The organism is Vibrio sp. MarTm2, from assembly GCF_027587055.1.
GTDB lineage: Bacteria > Pseudomonadota > Gammaproteobacteria > Enterobacterales > Vibrionaceae > Vibrio > Vibrio sinaloensis_D.
On record NZ_JAPPTK010000015.1, the window covers coordinates 42,023 to 62,396 of the forward strand.

At 49.7% G+C, this 20,374-nt stretch carries 21 protein-coding genes; 7 read left to right on the forward strand and 14 right to left on the reverse strand.

The annotated features are described in order from the left end of the window. The first annotated feature begins 25 nt into the window (after nt 1–25). From spoT to recG, 3 genes are all read left to right on the forward strand, one after another. Nucleotides 26–2,146 (forward strand): bifunctional GTP diphosphokinase/guanosine-3',5'-bis pyrophosphate 3'-pyrophosphohydrolase, encoded by a 2,121-nt coding sequence (gene spoT, locus OH458_RS19850; RefSeq protein ID WP_039484130.1) that lies wholly within the window; start codon nt 26–28, stop codon nt 2,144–2,146. A 74-nt stretch (nt 2,147–2,220) separates the two neighbouring features. Then, nucleotides 2,221–2,904, forward strand: a complete 684-nt coding sequence (trmH, locus tag OH458_RS19855; RefSeq protein WP_269979564.1) for a tRNA (guanosine(18)-2'-O)-methyltransferase TrmH — start codon at nt 2,221–2,223, stop codon at nt 2,902–2,904. Nucleotides 2,905–2,984: 80 nt separating this feature from the next. Then, a complete protein-coding gene (gene recG / locus OH458_RS19860) occupies nt 2,985–5,063 on the forward strand; it encodes an ATP-dependent DNA helicase RecG (protein ID WP_269979565.1) in 2,079 nt (692 codons plus the stop codon). Nucleotides 5,064–5,144: 81 nt separating this feature from the next. Here the strand turns inward: recG and cysQ are convergent, their stop codons facing one another. From cysQ to OH458_RS19880, 4 genes are all read right to left on the reverse strand, one after another. Continuing rightward, nucleotides 5,145–5,972: a 3'(2'),5'-bisphosphate nucleotidase CysQ gene (cysQ, locus tag OH458_RS19865; protein WP_269979566.1), complete on the reverse strand. Its 828-nt coding sequence runs from the start codon at nt 5,970–5,972 to the stop codon at nt 5,145–5,147. A 26-nt stretch (nt 5,973–5,998) separates the two neighbouring features. After that, nucleotides 5,999–6,547, reverse strand: coding sequence for an ADP compounds hydrolase NudE (gene nudE / locus OH458_RS19870; RefSeq protein WP_269979567.1), 549 nt, complete (start codon nt 6,545–6,547; stop codon nt 5,999–6,001). A 140-nt stretch (nt 6,548–6,687) separates the two neighbouring features. Then, nucleotides 6,688–7,275, reverse strand: coding sequence for a Fe-S biogenesis protein NfuA (gene nfuA, locus OH458_RS19875; protein WP_005472515.1), 588 nt, complete (start codon nt 7,273–7,275; stop codon nt 6,688–6,690). A gap of 89 nt (nt 7,276–7,364) precedes the next feature. Beyond that, on the reverse strand, nt 7,365–8,075 hold the full coding sequence (locus tag OH458_RS19880) for a ComF family protein (RefSeq protein WP_269979568.1): 711 nt from the start codon (nt 8,073–8,075) through the stop codon (nt 7,365–7,367). Between the two features lie 66 nt (nt 8,076–8,141). Here OH458_RS19880 and bioH point away from each other — a divergent pair, with 66 nt between their 5' ends. Both bioH and OH458_RS19890 read left to right on the forward strand, forming a co-directional pair. After that, a complete protein-coding gene (bioH, locus tag OH458_RS19885; RefSeq protein ID WP_269979569.1) occupies nt 8,142–8,945 on the forward strand; it encodes a pimeloyl-ACP methyl ester esterase BioH in 804 nt (267 codons plus the stop codon). A gap of 117 nt (nt 8,946–9,062) precedes the next feature. Next, complete coding sequence (locus OH458_RS19890) at nt 9,063–9,533, forward strand: ATP-dependent Lon protease (RefSeq protein ID WP_269979570.1); 471 nt, start codon at nt 9,063–9,065, stop codon at nt 9,531–9,533. An 83-nt stretch (nt 9,534–9,616) separates the two neighbouring features. Here OH458_RS19890 and OH458_RS19895 read toward each other — a convergent pair whose 3' ends face one another. Continuing rightward, nucleotides 9,617–11,947: a Tex family protein gene (locus tag OH458_RS19895; protein WP_269979571.1), complete on the reverse strand. Its 2,331-nt coding sequence runs from the start codon at nt 11,945–11,947 to the stop codon at nt 9,617–9,619. Between the two features lie 55 nt (nt 11,948–12,002). Continuing rightward, a complete protein-coding gene (gene greB, locus OH458_RS19900) occupies nt 12,003–12,485 on the reverse strand; it encodes a transcription elongation factor GreB (RefSeq protein WP_005472596.1) in 483 nt (160 codons plus the stop codon). A 171-nt stretch (nt 12,486–12,656) separates the two neighbouring features. Here greB and ompR point away from each other — a divergent pair, with 171 nt between their 5' ends. Beyond that, entirely contained in the window at nt 12,657–13,376 is a 720-nt protein-coding gene (gene ompR, locus OH458_RS19905; protein WP_005472616.1) for an osmolarity response regulator transcription factor OmpR, read from the forward strand. A 68-nt stretch (nt 13,377–13,444) separates the two neighbouring features. Continuing rightward, nucleotides 13,445–14,752, forward strand: coding sequence for a two-component system sensor histidine kinase EnvZ (gene envZ, locus OH458_RS19910; protein WP_269979572.1), 1,308 nt, complete (start codon nt 13,445–13,447; stop codon nt 14,750–14,752). A gap of 94 nt (nt 14,753–14,846) precedes the next feature. On the opposite strand, the gene OH458_RS19915 is transcribed toward envZ, so the two are convergent. Genes OH458_RS19915 through gspG form a run of 8 tightly spaced genes read right to left on the reverse strand, consistent with a single transcriptional unit; the run spans nt 14,847 to nt 20,360 of the window. Continuing rightward, nucleotides 14,847–15,614 (reverse strand): type II secretion system protein N, encoded by a 768-nt coding sequence (locus tag OH458_RS19915; RefSeq protein WP_269979573.1) that lies wholly within the window; start codon nt 15,612–15,614, stop codon nt 14,847–14,849. A gap of 3 nt (nt 15,615–15,617) precedes the next feature. Beyond that, a complete protein-coding gene (locus OH458_RS19920; protein WP_269979574.1) occupies nt 15,618–16,109 on the reverse strand; it encodes a type II secretion system protein M in 492 nt (163 codons plus the stop codon). Between the two features lie 9 nt (nt 16,110–16,118). Further along, complete coding sequence (gene gspL / locus OH458_RS19925) at nt 16,119–17,330, reverse strand: type II secretion system protein GspL (RefSeq protein ID WP_269979575.1); 1,212 nt, start codon at nt 17,328–17,330, stop codon at nt 16,119–16,121. Next, a complete protein-coding gene (gspK, locus tag OH458_RS19930; protein ID WP_039627354.1) occupies nt 17,296–18,315 on the reverse strand; it encodes a type II secretion system minor pseudopilin GspK in 1,020 nt (339 codons plus the stop codon). Before gspK ends, gspL begins: the two co-directional genes overlap by 35 nt. After that, complete coding sequence (gene gspJ / locus OH458_RS19935) at nt 18,302–18,958, reverse strand: type II secretion system minor pseudopilin GspJ (protein ID WP_269979576.1); 657 nt, start codon at nt 18,956–18,958, stop codon at nt 18,302–18,304. Before gspJ ends, gspK begins: the two co-directional genes overlap by 14 nt. Continuing rightward, nucleotides 18,945–19,301: a type II secretion system minor pseudopilin GspI gene (gene gspI, locus OH458_RS19940; RefSeq protein WP_038213286.1), complete on the reverse strand. Its 357-nt coding sequence runs from the start codon at nt 19,299–19,301 to the stop codon at nt 18,945–18,947. Before gspI ends, gspJ begins: the two co-directional genes overlap by 14 nt. After that, on the reverse strand, nt 19,285–19,872 hold the full coding sequence (gene gspH / locus OH458_RS19945) for a type II secretion system minor pseudopilin GspH (RefSeq protein WP_038213288.1): 588 nt from the start codon (nt 19,870–19,872) through the stop codon (nt 19,285–19,287). Before gspH ends, gspI begins: the two co-directional genes overlap by 17 nt. A 44-nt stretch (nt 19,873–19,916) precedes the next feature. Continuing rightward, a complete protein-coding gene (gene gspG / locus OH458_RS19950; RefSeq protein ID WP_038140834.1) occupies nt 19,917–20,360 on the reverse strand; it encodes a type II secretion system major pseudopilin GspG in 444 nt (147 codons plus the stop codon). Nucleotides 20,361–20,374: the final 14 nt, after the last annotated feature.

The window sequence follows — 20,374 nt, forward strand, 5'->3', positions numbered from 1 at the left end:
ACAACTATCTTTTCGGGCCTAAAGTTTGTATCTATTCGATAGCCTCAAAGACGTTGCCCAAGAATACCTAACAGAGCCTCAAATTGAGGCTCTGCGTCAATCTTATGTGGTAGCGAAAGACGCCCATGAAGGGCAAACCCGCTCTAGCGGTGAACCGTACATTATCCACCCCGTTGCTGTTGCTCGTATTTTGGCTGAAATGCGCCTTGATATTGAGACTCTCCAAGCGGCACTTCTCCACGATGTGATTGAAGACACCGAAGTCACCAAAGAAGAGTTGGAAGCGCAATTTGGCAATACCGTTGCTGAACTAGTGGATGGTGTATCTAAGCTGGATAAGCTTAAATTTCGTGATCGCAAAGAGGCTCAAGCCGAGAACTTTCGCAAGATGGTCCTTGCCATGGTGCAAGACATCCGCGTTATCCTCATTAAGCTTGCAGACCGTACACACAACATGCGTACGTTAGGTGCACTTCGTCCAGACAAAAAGCGTCGAATCGCCCGCGAAACTCTCGAAATTTACTCTCCTTTGGCTCACCGCCTCGGTATCCACAACATCAAAACTGAGCTAGAAGAGCTTGGCTTTGAAGCCCTCTACCCTAATCGCTATCGCGTCCTCAAAGAGGTGGTTAAGGCGGCTCGTGGTAACCGAAAAGAGATGATTCAGCGCATTCACACTGAGATTGAAGGTCGACTAGAAGAAGTTGGTCTCAAGGCTCGCGTGTTTGGTCGCGAAAAGAACTTGTTCTCCATCTACAACAAGATGAAGACCAAAGAGCAACGCTTCCATACCATTATGGATATTTACGCGTTTCGTGTCGTCGTAGAAAGCGCAGACACCTGTTACCGAGTGTTAGGTCAAGTACACAGTTTGTACAAGCCGCGTCCAGGTCGCATGAAAGATTACATTGCCGTGCCTAAGGCTAATGGCTACCAATCACTGCACACCTCAATGGTTGGCCCTCATGGCGTGCCTGTTGAAGTACAAATCCGTACTGAAGACATGGACCAAATGGCGGACAAAGGTGTCGCTGCGCACTGGTCATACAAAGGCAACGGCGATCGCTCTGGTACAACGGCTCAGGTTAAAGCGCAGCGTTGGATGCAGAGCCTACTCGAGCTTCAACAAAGTGCAGGCAACTCCTTTGAGTTCATCGAAAATGTAAAATCTGATCTCTTCCCTGATGAGATTTACGTCTTCACGCCAAAAGGTCGAATTGTAGAACTGCCTGTCGGTGCAACTGCGGTTGATTTTGCTTACGCCGTGCATACCGATGTGGGTAACACTTGTGTGGGCGCGCGTGTTGACCGTAACCCTTACCCATTGAGCAAAGCACTGAAAAACGGTCAGACCATCGAGATCATTAGCGCGCCGGGCGCTCGTCCGAACGCAGCATGGCTCAACTATGTCGTGACATCTCGTGCTCGTACCAAAATTCGTCAAGTGCTGAAAACCATGCGCCGCGAAGAGTCCATCACACTGGGTCGTCGTCTGCTCAACCATGCACTGGGTGAATTGTCGCTTTCAGACATTAGCGAAGAGAACATCGCTCACGTCCTCAGCGATCTGAAAGTCGCATCGATTGATGATTTGCTGGCCGATATTGGCTTAGGCGAGCTGATGAGTATTGTCATTGCGCGCCGCCTGTTGGGTGATGCAGATGAGCTCACCGAGGTCGCAGGGCCCGATGACAACTCGAAGAAAAAACTGCCGATCCGTGGAGCAGAAGGTTTACTCCTCACTTTCGCTAACTGTTGTCACCCAATCCCAGATGACCACATCATTGCCCATGTGTCTCCAGGTCGCGGCTTAGTGGTTCACCGTGAAACATGTCCTAACGTGCGTGGCTACCAAAAAGAGCCTGACAAGTACATGGCGGTAGAATGGTCTGCCGAATACGACCAAGAGTTCATTACTGAATTAAGAGTCGATGTGCAAAATCGTCAAGGTGCACTGGCAGAGCTAACCAATGTTATCTCCAAGACAGGGTCCAACATTCATGGTTTGTCGACCGAAGAGCGAGACGGCCGACTCTACACCGTGACGGTACTGCTGACTACTAAAGATCGTGTTCACCTTGCTGGCATCATGCGCAAAATTAAAGCTATGCCGCAGACGCTCAAGGTTCGCCGTCGTAAGAATTAATCAACTCACTCGTTGAATCTAAATGTCCTTGAAGCCACTGGTTTCAGGGACATTTTTGTAAGTAAGTTATTGTTATGAATTTAGAACGCTACAACCGAATCCAAGAAGTCCTTAAAGCTCGCCAAGCAGACCTCACACTCTGCTTGGAAGAAGTGCACAAGCCAAACAATGTTTCTGCCGTTATTCGCACCGCTGACGCGACGGGGGTTCATAAAGTCCATGCGGTCTGGCCAAATGAAATGCGCACACTAAGCCATACTTCAGCAGGCGCGCGCAATTGGGTCGATGTTGAAACCCATGACTCTATCGAGGACGCCATCAATGAGCTGAAATCACAAGGCATGCAAGTCCTTGTGACCAACTTGTCTGAAACCGCCGTCGATTTTCGCGAGATTGACTTCACCAAACCAACCGCCATCATTTTAGGCAGCGAAAAGACGGGCGCATCCGAGCAAGCGAAACAACTGGCCGACCAAGATATCATCATCCCTATGATTGGCATGGTTCAGTCACTCAACGTCTCTGTGGCGAGCGCGGTGATCCTGTATGAAGCGCAGCGCCAACGTGAAGCCGCAGGTATGTACGACAACGAAGTCAGCGCTATTCCTGAAGAAGTCATCCATCGAACCCTATTTGAGCGCGGCCACCCTGTTCTGGCGAAAGTCGCCAAACGCAAAGGCCTTGCCTACCCACCGCTCGATGACCAAGGCCAAATCGTCGCCGATGAGTCTTGGTGGGCTGAGATGCAGAAGAAGTAACCAGCCAAAAATCCCTGTACAAAAACACAGCTCGGTGGTTAACTATCTAGATTAGATTGAATGACTTACCGAGCCTTGCTATGTCCCAACTGCTATCTGCGATTCCATTAACTTCTCTCACCGGTGTGGGAGCAAAAGTGGCTGAGAAACTGGCAAAAGTTGGGCTTCACTCCGTCCAAGACTTGCTTTTCCATCTTCCACTGCGCTACGAAGACCGGACTCGAATCTACCCAATCGCCAAACTGCATGCGGGCCTATGGGCGGCGGTCCAAGGCAAAGTAATGGCCGTCGATACGCTGTTTGGTAAGCGAAAAATGCTGACAGTTAAACTGAGCGATGGCAACGGTACGATTACGCTGCGCTTTTTCAACTTTACCGCTGCAATGAAGAACAATTTTGCAGAAGGCAAAACTGTTCATGCTTATGGAGAAGTCAAACGCGGTGGCTATGGTTTAGAGATTGTCCATCCAGACTACAAATTTTACGCTCCAAATCAGAAAACCGACGTTGAGGAAACACTGACGCCGGTCTACCCAACCACAGAAGGATTACGCCAGATCACTCTGCGTAATCTGACAGAGCAAGCTTTGGCACTACTGGATAAATCAGCCGTGCAAGAGCTACTTCCAGCAGGGTTATACGATCACCAAATCACACTCGGGCAGGCGCTACATACCATTCATCGCCCACCGCCCAACATGGATTTAGACCAATTTGATGAAGGGAAGAATCCAGCGCAAATGCGCCTGATCATGGAAGAGTTACTGGCACAAAATCTCTCGATGCTGTCGGTTCGCAGTAAGGGCCAGCAAGACGCAGCGCTACCTCTGGGTGAGTCACATAAACTCAAACAGCAACTGCTCAAGCAATTGCCGTTCACGCCAACCAATGCTCAAGCGCGGGTCGTGGGCGAGATAGAACAAGATTTGGCTAAGCCCCACCCGATGATGCGCTTGGTGCAAGGCGATGTTGGCTCAGGGAAAACCTTAGTCGCTGCTTTAGCTGCGGTGCGCGCTCTTGAGCACGGCTATCAAGTCGCCCTTATGGCGCCAACTGAGCTTCTCGCTGAGCAACACGCAATCAACTTTGCTAACTGGTTTGAACCCATGGGCATCAAGGTTGGCTGGTTGGCGGGCAAACTAAAAGGCAAAGCCAAAGAGGCCGAGTTAGCTCGCATTGCCAGCGGCGAAGCGCAAATGGTGGTCGGTACTCACGCGCTCTTTCAAGAACATGTTGCTTTTGATCATCTCGCGTTAGTCATCATTGATGAACAACACCGATTTGGCGTTCATCAACGCCTTGAACTGCGTGAAAAAGGCGAAAAACAAGGGACCTACCCACACCAGTTGATCATGACAGCGACACCGATCCCGCGCACCTTGGCGATGACCGCTTATGCAGATCTCGAGACATCGGTCATTGACGAGCTCCCACCGGGTAGGACGCCAATTCAAACCGTCGCCATTCCCGATACAAAACGAGACGATATTGTTGAGCGAGTCAGAAATGCCTGCCTCAACGAGGGTAAGCAAGCGTATTGGGTGTGTACATTAATTGATGAATCTGAGGTGTTAGAAGCTCAAGCTGCCGCTGATACCGCCGAGGAGCTACAACGTAAATTGCCAGACGTGAAGATTGGCTTGGTCCACGGCCGCATGAAGCCGGCAGAGAAACAAGCTGTGATGCAGGATTTCAAAGACAACAAACTGCACCTGCTGGTTGCCACAACGGTTATTGAAGTTGGCGTTGATGTACCTAACTCTAGCTTAATGATCATCGAAAACCCCGAGCGCTTGGGTTTGGCGCAGTTGCACCAGCTGCGTGGTCGTGTAGGTCGAGGCAGCGTTGCCAGCCATTGTGTGCTGCTCTACCATTCCCCCCTATCGAAAACCGCGCAAAAGCGCCTAGCCGTGCTGCGTGAGAGCAACGATGGCTTTGTGATTGCGCAGCGTGATCTAGAAATTCGAGGCCCAGGTGAGTTATTAGGCACCAAACAAACGGGCATGGCGGATTTTAAGATTGCAGACCTAGTGCGCGATCAGCGTTTAATTCCGGAAGTGCAACGTATCGCTCGCCATATACACGACCATTACCCCGACAACGCTGCAGCGATTATTGACCGCTGGTTAGGTGATAGGGACGTGTACTCCAAAGCGTAGCAAGAAAACAATTCCAGATACGAAGAAACAAAAAAAGGAGCCACTCTTAACAAGTGTCTCCTTTTGATTTCGCGCTAGCCGCTAATCTTTGACCTTAAGAATCTCGTCCCAAGGTAAGGTTTCATCACCCAATACGATAAAGTTTGGGTTTTCCAGTGACTCACGCTCGTTGTAGGAGAGTGGCGCAAGTTGTGTACTGAGGATTCGACCTCCGGCTTCTTCCACAATGCACTGCGTCGCCGCGGTGTCCCACTCCCCAGTGGGGCCCAAACGAAGGTAACAATCCACCGCTCCTTCCGCAACTAAACACGCTTTTAGCGCCGCCGAGCCCAAAGGTACCAGATCGTAATTCCACGCACTGCTCATACGGTTTGTAATGCGATTAATGTCCTGACGACGGCTAATCGCAATGGCAATAGGGTTCGCCTGTCCATCATGCTGATGCGTATTGATGCTCACGCTCTCACTCATGTCAGGGATTTTCCAAGCCCCTTTTCCTTGATAGGCATAATACGTGACCCCAGAAACGGGGCCGTACACCACACCCATCACAGGCTTGTTATCTTCCACTAAGGCAATAATGGTCGCAAAATCCCCACTGCGTGCAATGAACTCTTGAGTGCCATCCAGCGGGTCCACCAACCAATAGCGATTCCATTGTGAGCGCTGCTCCAAACTAATATCCGCCGCCTCTTCCGATAACACAGGAATATCAGGCGTCAGTTCTGACAGCTTCTCAACAATCAGTTTGTGTGCCGCAATGTCAGCACTGGTAACGGGGGTCTCATCACTTTTGGTGTACTCTTGATACTCTTTTTTCTCATAGATATCGAGAATAAGCTGCCCGGCTGAACGGGCGACTTCAATCACTGCAGGCAAATGATGGGAAAGGTCTTCTGTCATTGGCATAATCCATCCTTATCACTCTGCTTTATTTATGGTTTTAAGGTACGCAGAGCGAGTAGCAACGCGGTAATACTGCGCGCTTCGCAAAAATCGAGATGAGTGAGGAGATCTTCGGCTTGTGCAAGAGGCCAACGAATGATCTCTAGCGGCTCTGGCTCATCACCCTCTAACTGTTCTGAGTATAGATCCTCTGCAATAAACAGGGTCATTTTGCTGGAGAAATAAGACGGTGCTAAGACCACATCTTTCAGTGGCGTCAGCTTACGTGCGCCAAAACCGATCTCTTCTTTAAGTTCTCGATCGGCCGCGTCAAACGGCGTTTCTCCTGGGTCAATAAGACCTTTAGGGAACCCCAGCTCGTAGCGCTCGGTTCCCGCAGCATACTCTCGCACCAAGAGTAAATCACCCTGCTCTGTCACAGGTACCATCATGACGGCATTGCGACCACTGGGCTTCATACGTTCATAAGTGCGTTCTTCACCGTTACTAAAACGCAAATCCATCGCCTCAATGGTAAACAATCGTGATTGTGCAACGGCTTGTTTAGCCAGAATTTCTGGTGGGTTCCGTTTCGCCATGAACGCGCTCCTTAGCATAAGATGAAGCTATTAATATATGAGAAATTGCTCTCGTTTGAAATCAAAAAAAAGGGCTGACTTTTCCGTCAACCCTTTGTATTGCATATGGTTAAACATGAACGCTCATGCGCCACACGAGATTAGTAGTAAGAGTGCTCACCACGATCGTGCTCTGTTGCATCACGGACAGCCGTTAGCTCACCTTCAAACTGTTGAAGTAGCTCTTTTTCGATGCCTTCTTTTAGTGTCACATCAACCATTGAACAGCCGTTACAACCACCACCAAACGCGACGATTGCAATGCCTTCTTCAGTGATTTCCACCAAGTTAACGTGGCCACCGTGACCGGCAAGCTGAGGGTTCACTTGAGTTTGAATCACATACTCAACGCGCTCTACCAAAGGTGCGTCGTCAGACACTTTACGCATCTTGGCATTCGGTGCTTTCAACGTCAGCTGAGAGCCCATTTTGTCTGTCACAAAGTCGATTTCAGCGTCTTCAAGAAACGGAAGGCTAAGTTCATCAACGAACGCAGAAAAGTGCTCGTATGCCAGCTCAGTATCCGTTGACTCAACCGCTTCCGGCGGGCAGTAAGAAACGCCACACTCTGCGTTTTGAGTTCCTGGGTTCACAACGAATACACGAATGTTAGTACCTTCTGGCTGTTGGCTCAGAAGATTAGCAAAATGCGACTGTGCATTTTCTGTAATTGTAATAGGATTTGACACGACGAATACCTGAGTAAATTTGTAGGATATTTGGTCACCATTCTACTCCTGATTTTGCCAAGATCTAGCCCTTGACGACGAAAACTCGTCTAGTCGTTCTTATCTGCTGGTTCAGGAGTACGGCATATCGTGTAAATATCAACGCTTTCGACGCCCGCATCAAGCAGTAATTTGCATAAATGATGCACCGTACTGCCTGTGGTGAGAACATCATCAACAATCGCAACACGTTTTGCTGCAACCCCACCTTTGAGTGTAAAAACTTGATGCAAGTTCGCCATGCGCTGCTGACGATTTTTCCCCTTCTGAGGGGATGTCGCGCGGATTCGCTTAAAGAGAGGGGAATGCATCACCTTCAGTTGACGAGCAATGGCCATCGCCAATAACTCACTTTGATTGAAACCACGATAAGCGTGACGCCGCCAATGCAAGGGCACCGACGTGATAAGAGGTGCAGGATCACTCACTGTTGGAACGAACAGCTCTGCTAGTTTTTCCGCCACCCAAAACTGACGTTCGTATTTTAGTTGATGAACATAGCGAGACAAGGGCGCTTGATAATCACCCACACAGTACAGTTTTGACCAAAGTGGCGGTGATGTTAAACAGCGACCACACTCAAGAACGTCAGACACCGTTGGCAACCCGCACCGCTGACACCGAGGTTGAGGCGCAAAGTACGCCAAACAATGCTCACACAACCAAGAGAGCTTTTGCTCACCGACAACCCTGAGGCCACACACCTCACATTGCACAGGCAACAGGTCTGTTATGTACTTCTTTCTCCAATGCGATAACATAGCCTTTCTGCACGATTTGTCGGCAATACGTCGTGCTATTGTGGCCCGATTGAGCACAGCAAAAGGATGAGAAAAGTGGTACAGACTGAGAGCACAACAACGTCTCTGCATTGGCAAAGTTCTGGCGAAGGCCAAGATTTGGTGTTACTCCACGGTTGGGGGATGAACGGCGCAGTTTGGCATCAGGCCGTGGAAGAGCTCAGCCAGTGCTATCGCGTCCATGTCGTCGACCTGCCTGGTTTTGGCCACAGCCACCAGCACCAGCACCATTTTGATTCCATTGAGCAGATGGCTGAACTGGTCCTTGCCGACGCCCCACAGCAAGCCGTTTGGTTGGGCTGGTCACTGGGTGGCTTGCTCGCAACACACATCACCGCGCATCACCCAGAGCGAGTTACCAAGCTGATTACCGTTGCTAGCTCTCCAAAATTTGCCGCAGAACGTCCGTGGCGAGGCATTCAACCCAACGTATTGTCAGCATTCACAGAGCAATTGGTCGAAGATTTTCAACTGACGATTGAGCGGTTTATGGCACTTCAAGCGATGGGGAGCCCCTCGGCACGTCAAGACGTGAAAGCCCTAAAAAAAGCGGTATTATCACGGCCAACGCCCAACCCTAAGTCATTGCTCGCGGGCTTAAACTTGCTGGCAGACATCGATTATCGCGATCTGCTCTCTAGTATCGAAATCCCGACCTTACGTCTGTACGGACGATTGGATGGCCTGGTACCTGCTAAAGTGGCGAGCGATGTCGATAAAATCATGCCTCTGAGTGAGAGTTATATGTTTGGCGCGTCATCTCACGCCCCCTTCATGACAGAACTTAATGAGTTTTGTCAGCAAGTTAGTCGCTTCATCGCCGAGAAATAACAATTTATTACACTCGATACGCTAAATTTTTGACTCCGTTGGTCGATAAATAAGCAAGCCAAGAAAATAGCGCCACGACGCGTTATCAGTACGGGCTGGGCGTGAGGAGGTAAAGCGATGCTCGTATCACCTACTAACGTAAGTGTGCCGCTAATCGCCCCATCGGTGAATGTTCAAACGGAGCAGACAGCACGCGACAATAAAGTGCGCGAACCTGTCCCAGCGACGATTGCATTGGCTAAGAGTAATGCAGAGCGACAAGTCAAAGCAGACGATAAGCGGCGCAAACAATCTTCTTGGGATCCTGCGGAGCATCCAGACTACGATGCGGGAGAGCAAGATGAGGTGGGTGTTGCGATTCAGGAAGCCCCGCAAGATACACTCGAGCGAATCTTTCAACTGCTTGCCCTGAATAGCTACAGTGAAACTCAAGGCAAAGGCTACGCAATGCGCTTTCGGTTACCCAAACGCATCATCGATGCGGCGATAACAGAGGGCAAAATGGAAAAACGACGAACCGTGATTAAATTTCACTATGGTCACGCCGTTGCTCCCAATACGCCTTCTGATGTCATAGCGGTGTTGTAGTACCTACATCAGTTAGGAAATACCGAAAAAAATCCCCGCTCCTGAAAAGGACGGGGATTTGTTTTTCAATCTTAGCTCAAGGATTAACGCTTCGCCTTAGCAAAGGCCGCTGCAAACGCGCCACCCATTGCGCTGTTGCCACTTGACTCATCACGGCGACGTTGACCGCCAGACTTGTTGTGCGTTTGGCGCTGCTGACCACGAGGCGCCGATGAACGTTGCGCTCGATTGTCTTGCCCCGGCTCATCCGTTAAACGCATCGAAAGACCAATGCGCTTACGCTGCACGTCCACTTCCATCACTTTCACTTTGACAATATCGCCCGCTTTGACCACTTCACGAGGGTCAGCAACGTACTTGTCGGTCAGTGCCGAAATATGCACTAAGCCATCTTGATGAACGCCGATATCCACAAATGCACCGAAATTCGCCACATTGGACACCACCCCTTCCAGCACCATGCCCGGCTCCAAATCGGACACAGAGTTCACCCCTTCAGCAAAGGTCGCAGTTTTAAACTCAGGACGCGGATCTCGACCTGGCTTGTCGAGCTCTTTGATGATGTCCGTTACCGTTGGTAGACCGAAGCTGTCGTCTGTGTAATCAACCGCATGCAAACCGCGTAAGAATTGAGTATCGCCAATCAGAGATTTCACATCTTTACTGTTTTTCTCTGCGATCGCTTTCACCACAGGGTACGCTTCTGGGTGAACCGAAGAGGCATCAAGCGGATTCTTACCATCCATAATTCGTAAAAAGCCCGCACACTGCTCAAACGCTTTAGGCCCAAGACGAGCGACTTTCTTCAATGTGGTGCGTGCTTCAAAACGGCCATGTTCATCGCGGTAATCCACGATGTTTTGCGCGATAGTGCTGGAGAGCCCCGCTACGCGTGTCAGCAAAGCAGGAGAGGCGGTATTTACATCCACACCCACCGCGTTTACACAATCTTCAACCACCGCATCAAGACGTTTTGCCAACATTGATTGGCTGACATCATGTTGGTATTGGCCGACACCGATTGATTTCGGGTCAATTTTAACCAGCTCTGCTAGAGGATCTTGGAGACGACGAGCAATCGATACTGCGCCGCGCAATGACACGTCTAGATTCGGGAACTCTTTCGCAGCAAGCTCAGACGCAGAGTAAACCGATGCCCCCGCTTCGCTGACCATGATCTTCTGCACTTTGAGATTATTGCGCTTAATGAGATCAGCCACAAAGCTGTCTGTTTCACGCGAAGCGGTACCATTACCAATCGCAATCAGATCAACATTAAATTGCTTAACCATAGCAGCGACAACTTGGGCAGATTTGTCATACTGATTTTGCGGTGGATGTGGGTAGATGGTTTCAGTGGCAAGAACTTTACCTGTCGAGTCCACCACCGCAATCTTCGACCCAGTGCGCAAACCAGGGTCAAGACCCAGAGTAGCACGCGGGCCAGCAGGCGCAGCCATCAACAAGTCTTTTAAGTTGGTAGCAAACACTTCGATCGCTTCAATTTCAGCACGTTCTTTCATGGCGCCCATCAACTCGGTTTCCATATGCATTGAAACCTTGATGCGCCACGCCCAACTAATGACCTGTTTACGCCAGCCATCCGCCGGCGCACTGCTCAATGAAATGCCGTAATGATCCGCGATGATGGTTTCGCAGTACGATTGGCGAACGCCCTCTTCTTGCTCAGGATCCGCATTCATCGACAAAGTAAGGAAGCCTTCGTTACGGCCGCGTAGCATAGCTAAAGCGCGGTGCGAAGGGACTTTGCTCAAGGCTTCGTTGTGCTCAAAATAGTCTTTAAACTTCTCGCCTTCACGCTCCTTGCCTTCAACCACACGAGCCACCAGCTCGGCATTGCGGTTAAGGTGGTGACGAATCTTTTCTAGCAGGTTGGCGTCTTCTGCAATGCGCTCCATGATGATCGCGCGGGCACCGTCAAGCGCCGCTTTGGCGTCTGCCACGCCTTTGTCAGCACAGATGTAACGCTCAGCTTCACTATCTGGGTCGGTTTGCGGCTCATTCCATAGCTTGTCTGCCAAAGGCTCTAGACCCGCTTCAATCGCGATTTGGCCTTTTGTACGGCGTTTAGGCTTGTAAGGCAGGTATAAATCTTCAAGGCGAGTTTTGCTGTCCGCTTGATTGATTTCCGCTTCAAGTTCCGCACTCAATTTACCCTGCTCTTGAATCGACTTGAGAATCGTCTGACGACGGTCATCCAGTTCACGCAGGTAAGATAAACGGCTATCAAGATTACGCAGTTGGGTATCATCCAACCCGCCCGTCACCTCTTTACGGTAACGCGCAATAAATGGGACTGTGTTGCCATCATCAATCAAGTTAACAGCAGCAGTAACTTGCTCAGTACGAACATTCAGTTCTTGAGCAATCATATGACAGATAGCTTGGCTCATCCGTTGAATCTCTTTCTTTATGTTTCGGGTCTATATGGGGGCAGGCAGGCAAAATCTAAAGTGACGCCTTGTAGTCGATACGATTGACAAACCAATCTTTGAAGCCGTCTGGCGTTTTAACGCTAAACTCGTCGTCTACTTCTTTTTTAAGCAACGCACGCGCCATTGGCGAGTCGATAGAAATATAGCCTTTCGCATCGCCATAGATTTCATCAGGGCCAACGATTCGAAACGACTTCACATCGCCATCTTCGTTTTCAATCTCCACCCACGCGCCAAAGAAGACTTTACCTTCTTGCTGCGGCGAATAATCCACCACTTTGACTTGTTCCAGACGCTTACGTAAATATCGAACACGACGGTCGATTTCGCGCAGACGCTTCTTGTTGTATTGGTAATCAGCATTCTCACTGCGATCGCCTAGGCTGGCCGCCCACGTCACTTTCTTCGTCACCTCTGGGCGTTCTTCTTTCCACAGAAAATCGAGTTCTTTCTTAAGTCGATCAAAGCCTTCACGCGTAATTAGGTTTGTTTTCATGTTTCTGACGATATTGAATTGAATATGACGTATACATTAGCTAAAAAGGAAATAAACGTTAACAATTCTTTGCGCCACTTTAGTCAGAACAGTGTTACATTTTGACGGTTAAAAAAGGGCAACTGAGCCCGGTCCTGAGCGCTAAGCGTATTTGATAGGTGGAATCACTACATGCAAGAAAATTACAAGATTTTAGTCGTTGATGACGATGCACGCCTGCGTGCACTGCTAGAGCGTTACTTGTCTGAGCAGGGATTCCAGGTACGCAGCGTTGCCAATAGCGAGCAGATGGACCGACTACTGACCCGTGAAAACTTTCACCTGATGGTGCTCGATTTGATGCTGCCGGGTGAAGATGGCTTATCGATTTGTCGCCGCCTGCGCAATGCAAATAACATGCTGCCAATCCTGATGCTTACAGCCAAAGGGGACGAAGTGGATCGTATCGTCGGTCTAGAAGTAGGCGCGGATGATTATCTGCCAAAACCATTTAACCCTCGCGAGTTGCTGGCGCGCATTAAAGCGGTTTTGCGTCGCCAAACGACAGAACTGCCGGGTGCACCTAGTAGTGAAGAGTCGGTGGTCGAGTTTGGAGATTTCCGCTTAAACCTAGGGACACGTGAAATGTTCCGCGGTGAAGAAGCGATGCCACTGACTTCCGGTGAGTTTGCAGTACTCAAAGCACTGGTCACCAATGCACGTGAGCCAATGTCTCGAGATAAACTGATGAACATGGCGCGCGGCCGAGAATACTCGGCAATGGAGCGCTCCATCGACGTCCAGATCTCGCGCCTACGTCGTATGCTTGAGGTCGACCCAAGCAAACCGCGTTATATTCAAACCGTTTGGGGGCTAGGTTACGTTTTTGTCCCCGATGGCAAAGAAGCTTAATTTGAATTCTGCTAAAGTGCGAGACATTGTCTCGCACTTTTTGTTTTCCTACTAGCAAGGTTGTTGATATGCGTATTCGCAGCTCATTTACTCAATCTATCGTCATTTTCCTTACACTGCTGATCGCTAGCCAAATTTATTCCTACTATGCGGTGTTTAACTACGCCCTCATGCCGAGCTTGCAGCAGTTCAATAAAATCCTCAGCCACGAAATCAACTTAATGCTTGATGACCCTGCCAATCTTGAGGATGAACTGGCGCTGGATGCCCCACTGCGTCGTCGAGTACTAGAACTACTAGGCGTAACCATCCACGCCGAGGATAGCCCAATTGCCGATGAGTTCTATCACGCGGTAAGCATCGACCTGATGAGCGAAGAGATGAGCAACGAACTTGGTTCTCCTACCGATGTGCGCATGATGCTGGGCTCGGAAAGCTACGTTTTGTGGATGAAAATAGACTCTCTTCCCGGCTCCTTGCTGCGCATTCCTTTATCAGAACTGCAAGAGGAAGACTTTACGCCGCTGTTTCGCAATAGCTTAATTATGGCATTGCTGATCATTGCCGGAGGCTGGCTGTTTATCCGATTGCAAAATCGCCCTCTTATCGCGCTTGAACGGGCAGCGAAAGGCGTCGGCCGAGGAGAAATACCCCCTCCGATTCCTGAAAAAGGCGCATCAGAAATTCGTTCGGTGACTCGAGCCTTTAACCAAATGTCGAAAGGCATTCAAGCGCTCGAAGAAGATCGCGCACTGCTGATGGCGGGGATCAGCCATGACCTTCGAACGCCGCTAACTCGCATTCGCCTTGCAACAGAAATGATGTCGCCAGAAGACAGTTATCTGGCCGAGGGCATCATTGGCGATACCGAAGAATGTAATGAAATCATCAGTCAATTTATGGACTACCTCAAACCTGTAAACAAACAATCGTTTATTGAGGTCGATTTGAACGACATTGCAGATGATGTCGCCTCATCGGAAGGCGGTTATGAAGTGCAAATAGAAACGCAGCTCTACCAGCCGATGAAAGAAACCCTAGGGAGCCCGATTGCTATTAAGCGCGCGGTGAGCAACTTGGTGGTGAACGCTCTGCGTTATGGCAACGGATGGGTCAAGGTGAGCACAGGTATTACCGCAGACAACAAACTGGTTTGGGTCTGCGTAGAAGATAACGGACCCGGTATTGAACAAAGCCAAATCGGCAAGCTCTTTGAACCCTTTACTCGAGGCGACACGGCACGCGGAAGTGAAGGTACAGGCTTAGGTTTAGCGATAGTGAAGCGCATCGTTAGCCAGCACAACGGCTCCGTCATTGTAAACAACCGCAGCGGCGGTGGGTTAAAGGTACAAATCAGCTTTCCTGTTATGAAATAGGCTCTCAGGTGCTTATGTCATGTTCTGACCTGATACGCTTTTCGTGGACATAAGAAAAGGCCGCTGTTCAAGCGGCCTTTGTTGTTGATGAGATTTAGAATCTTAAGCGTCCATTATAGTTGAAGCGATATCGCCCCTGCCCGTCGGGCGTAGGTAACCAACTTAACTGCTCACGAAACGCCGCTGGGAACTCTTCTCCCGGCTTAAACCAAGCGGTGCTTTGGTAATTTTGATTTGGTTGAACAACCACTTCGGCGGCACTTTCAACTTGAGAACTGCGTTGGTCCCCTTTGATGGTAATGGTGCTATCACTGCAGGTGAAATTCGCCACAATCGGGCCGACTTGCAGATCTTCCACTGGCGTGCCAATTGTGTCCGTGTTCCACACCACACTGCCTTCTGCTGTTTGGCAATACGGCGCTGCGTAAGTCAGGTGTTTCACACTAAGCTCAACTTGCCCAGTTAACTCGAGCGGAATCGGCAAACGAGGTGCGAATGCCAGCACCTGCTCAACAGGCAAAGAGGCAATGAGGTTCTCTGCATAGGCGCCCGACAAACGGTAACCAACAACACCTCTACCCGTCAGCTGCATATCGCTGCCACGACCAAAACGGATTTGTGCTTCCGCTTTCCCTGAGAATAACTTGCTTGGTTGGAACTGCCACTGAACTTGACCAAAGTTATCTCGTTGCCAGCTCACGCTCTGCGCGCGGCCATTCCATAGCGTTCCTTCAACGCCACTTAACTGCAAAGCGCCCGGGAGTGGCGCGTACTTCACAACCAACTGCGCTGGAAGGTGTACAACCGCACTGGTAACAAAAATCACAACCAGCAACAAAGTGAGTAAGATTACTTTTTTCACACATTACCCCTTGGTCAACTGTAAACGCTTCACTTCAACCATCCCTTCGCGATCGCCTTTGTCGATATCAAGGAAGCTGACCAAAATACCGTGATCTTCCTGCAAGGCCGTAATCCATTCAACAAACTGGTTAAAAGGCATCGGCGCAATCCACACTTGCAACTGTTCACCACGAGGCTGGACTCGAACCAGTTCCACCTTGTAGCGACGAGCGGACGAAGAAACGGCTTGGTTGAGAGGCTGACCAGAAACGACTTTACCCGTTTGGCTGCGCAACTGGCTGATCTCATCTGCTTTATCTTTTACCCAAGACAGCAACTGCTTTTCACTTTGGATACGCATTTGCACAGCCTCTGCGCGTTCAGACACGGGCTGAATCACGCCCCAATAAAGGCTACCCAATGCGATAAACGCCGAGCAGATCATCACTAAACGCTGCTCGCGTGGGGTTATTTTGCTCCACCAAGTTTGGAGCGGGGCTAATAATGCGTTCATGTGCGCTCCTTATAATGGCTTCAGTACGTAAGAGCCGTTCACCAATGTACCTGAACGATTCAACTGACCTTGCTCCACCTGATATTTACCAGCAAATAACTCGCGCGCTTTTTCAAACGTTTGGAAGTCTTTGCTTTGTGCTTGAATTCGAACTTCTTTACGAGCACCATCAAACTTAAAGCTCGTTAACGTCAAACCAGGGACTTGTTTTAGTAATGCCGGGAAACCCGTCATCCAAGTTAAGATGGATTCATCGACACTCCCGCCAGACAATCGCTTGGCTTCGCGATCCATTTCTCGTTTGAGATAACTCACCGTTGGAATCTTGTTTTTCCCCGGTAAAGACTGGCGAAAAATGCGTTCACTCTCGGCGCGATAAGCGGCAGCTTGCGCTTCATAGCGTTGAATCTGCAGCAGGTTGTCGACCATCACCACCGCCATAAGAACCACAGCCGCGACCGCCACCTTTTGCCACACCTTCCAATAACGGACTAGCGACGATTTTGCCTTAAACTCACCTGTCAGCAACGTAATTTTGCTGCCAACCGCTTCTTGCGCCAGCATCTGCATCACGAGCGTTGGCTCACCATTGTGCCACTCTTGCCCGTCAGCTAAGGTAAGCTCAGGCAACGTTGAGTACGCGGTTAAAGGCAAGTAGTCATCTTGCTGTTTAACCCAGTCCGATTGCGCCACCATGCCTAGCCACTCTGAGTGAATAGCAAGGCCTTGATGCGGCCCTTTTTTCAGTAGCCACATGTCATCTAACTCAACCGCGTTGATGCCCTCTTGCGTTGGTAGCGCCAGCACGTCAGGCATCACCTTTTGGACTTGGCAGCCTGCCTCAGCCAACCCATGAAGAATCTGTTTCAACCAACTTTTTTCAACCGCACACACTTGAGCGTGGCCAGCCAGTTTCCCCAAAATGGTAAAGTGAAGCTGCTCTACATCTTGAGCCAATTCATCTTCAACAATAAATGGCAGCATGGCTTCAAATTGGCGGCTGCCACCCGCGGGAATTTCAACCTCAGTCAAAACAATGCTCGCCGTCGATAGCAGCACTATGGTGCGACGGTTGTCAGCATAATCGGTCAGATCAGAGAGATGCTCCCAACTCGCCAGCTCTCCGCTCGCGATCACTTCCTTTTGCTGCTCAGACCAAACCAACCATTGAATGGCGGCGTTGGTATTATTGCTCAGTCGAACGATCAGAAACTCGCTCACCGATACCTCCAAAGCGACGGCTAATTACCGTGGCAGTTTCTCGATTATCACTAAATAGCAGGCTACGAATCCGCACTCGCGAATCCCCTACTAGTATTTCTGCATCCATTTCAAAATATTTACTATCAACCGATAGGTAACCTTTGATGGGTTTCAATGTTTCTTGTTTGATACTTGCAAACGCACCTTCATTCAAAAAGTCTTCGACGCTTGCCCAGCCGTCAAACGGTCGGTCTTCCAATACCTGCTTGGCTTGGTCGACACTGATGTGGGGCTGGAATAACGCACTCAGGAGTTCTGCTTGCTCTGGGCGAACGGTATTGACGTTCAATCGAAACTCCGTCGTGGGTATGGCGCAAACGTAAGGCGCTAAGGTATTCATCACCTCGCCAGAGACTTGGTGGATTGCGCGCAGTTCAGAACTGTCTGCCAGTAAGCCGTTAGCCGCTAAGTAGGCAGGCGTCATTGACTCGTAGTAGCTGTCTTCCACGCCAGAAACGGAGTTAACCGTGGTATTTCGGTCAACAAATTCCCATACGGACTGGGCAACCGCTTCTGCCTGGTAATTCTCAACGTCTAACTGTTCCATCAGGTTCTGTAGGCTCTCGACAAGATACGGCACTTTATCTGAGCCAGCATCTTGCTTCGCATCCACTAAGGCGTTGAGATTAAAACAAGCCTGCTGATCCACCAATCGGCCTTTTAGGGTGCCGTAATCAAGTGGGTAAGTCTGCTCTTCAAGCGCCCAAGGCTGTGACAGGTTAATGGTGTCCGCATCTTTGTAGCTCTGCTCAATACCGACCTTAGCCAAGGCTTCGACGCCAATGCTGTACCAGTAGGCTTGCTGGTAATTAATTTGATTGGTGGCTCGCTTAAACTGACCAAATAGGCGATCGGCCATACTCGCGGCAATACTGACCATAACCGCCAGAAGGAGTAATACCACGATCAAAGCAACACCGCGCTGAGGCTTAACTCGACTCATCAGTACCTCCGGTCAGCGTCAACTCTCCACCATTGGTGAGATAAATTCGCTCAATGCGCCCGTAATCCTTAAGCTCCAAAATGACTGTGATTGCTTGAGGCAGAGCGTTTTTCTTTTCCCACGTTTGTTGCCAGTTTTGACCATCAAAAAAGCGCAAATCAAAACTCTCGACCTTATCAATCAGTGGCATCACCACAGGCGCTTGCCCTGCTGGTGTGTCAGGGTATCGCCACCACACACGCTCAAGTTGTTCATCTTTGATTCGATAACCTACCTTGGTTACCTCACCGCGAGGAAACTGCTGCTGTGGGTTATGCCAGCCACTACGAGCAAACATCACCCCTTTGGAGTCTGAGTCGAGCAGATAATCTTGCCAATGAACAAGCTGTGACGACGGCACCTCACCTTGGGTGCGTGTTTGTCTGAGAGCCATTTGGCGAAAGTCATTGTTCATAAAGACCAAGGCGCGCTGCAAGGTTTTTAGCCGCTCACTGCGCTCCAAAGAGAGCTCATTACTACGCTGAACTTGGTTTAGCACTTGATACGCACCGACACTCAAGCTGGCGAAAATAGCTATCGCAACTAAAACCTCAATAAGGGTGAAGCCTTGCTGGCGGCGCTGGGAACGCTTATTTGGCGACATAGCTTCTTACCGTCACGATGGAGGCGCCACCTTTTTTGTCTGACACACTGACGTCAAAAGCCTGCAGTAAATCACCAGTTGTCGAAACAGGCTCGATTGTCCAGAACCACTCTCGACCGGCCAACTCTTCGCTTCCTTGTTTCTTGGTGGGTTTGCGGCCCGACAAGATCACTTTCGCCATTTGATTGTCCACCACCATTGAAGCAAACGTCTTTTCCTCTAGGTAGCTGAGCGTATTAATGTGCTGACTCACTGAACGAATCGTAGCGATGGCAGCAGTGGCGAAAATCGCCAGTGCAACCAACACCTCTAATAAGGTGAAACCTTTATTGATCTTCTTCATCGCTCTCTCCCGGGGCTAGAACAATGATTTGACCATTTTCTTTTGCCACTACGCGCCATGCATCCTTTTCGACACTTCGCTCTTGAGGATAAATGGCAATAGAAAATGGGGTCACCTCTCCGCTAGACATAATAAATACTTGCGGCGGCTTAAGCTTTTTCTCTTCTTCAACATCGGCAAACATCTCCTCATCAAACAGACTACCTGGCTTGAAAAGTCGATCTTCGTCTTTCCAACTATTTCCACCTAACTCCAGGAGCATCGCCAGTGAATCTGGTAGTTGTGCTTGTTCCGGAATCTGTTCATCGTCGAGTTTTTTCCAACCTTCGCTCTCAAGTGCCATTAAAAGGTAACTCGAGCGTTTTTCGTCAAAGCGCACACCGTAATCTCGGCCACTCAAAATCGCCTCCTCGTTGAGGAGTTGTAAGCGATGATAGAGAGAGAGCGCCTGACTTTTCGCTTCGTCTGAGCTTTTCTGCGGTAATGTTGAGATGACAGCAACCGATGCAACTGAAAGCAGCACAAGTACTAATAAGATCTCAATGAGGGTAAACCCTTTACGGCTGAGCATAAGAATCGGGAGCAGCTGCCTGCCCCCTTTGCAAAGATTAGCGGTTACTGGAAGTCTTGAATGTTCCAGTTACCAATATCGGCATTGGCACCTTCACCACCTTCTTGACCATCAGCACCTAGCGTGAAGATGTCCACTGACCCTTTGTCGCCCGGGCTTAGGTATTGGTAGTCGTTACCCCAAGGGTCTGTCGGCAGACGCTTGATATAACCACCATCGCGATAGTTGCGTGGCTCTGGGCTAGATGGTTTGGTAACAAGTGCATCCAACCCTTGGTCCGTGTTCGGGTACACGCTGTTATCAAGCTTGTACATGTCTAGCGCATTTTCCAATGCCACGATATCAGTGATCGCTTTTTGCTGATCGGCTTTCTCTTTGTTGCCCAGCAAGTTAGGCACAACAAAGCTCGCCAGAATGCCTAAGATAACAACAACAACCATGACTTCCAGTAAGGTAAAGCCAGACTGTTTCTTAGTTCTATTTTTCATTATTTTCTCCAAAC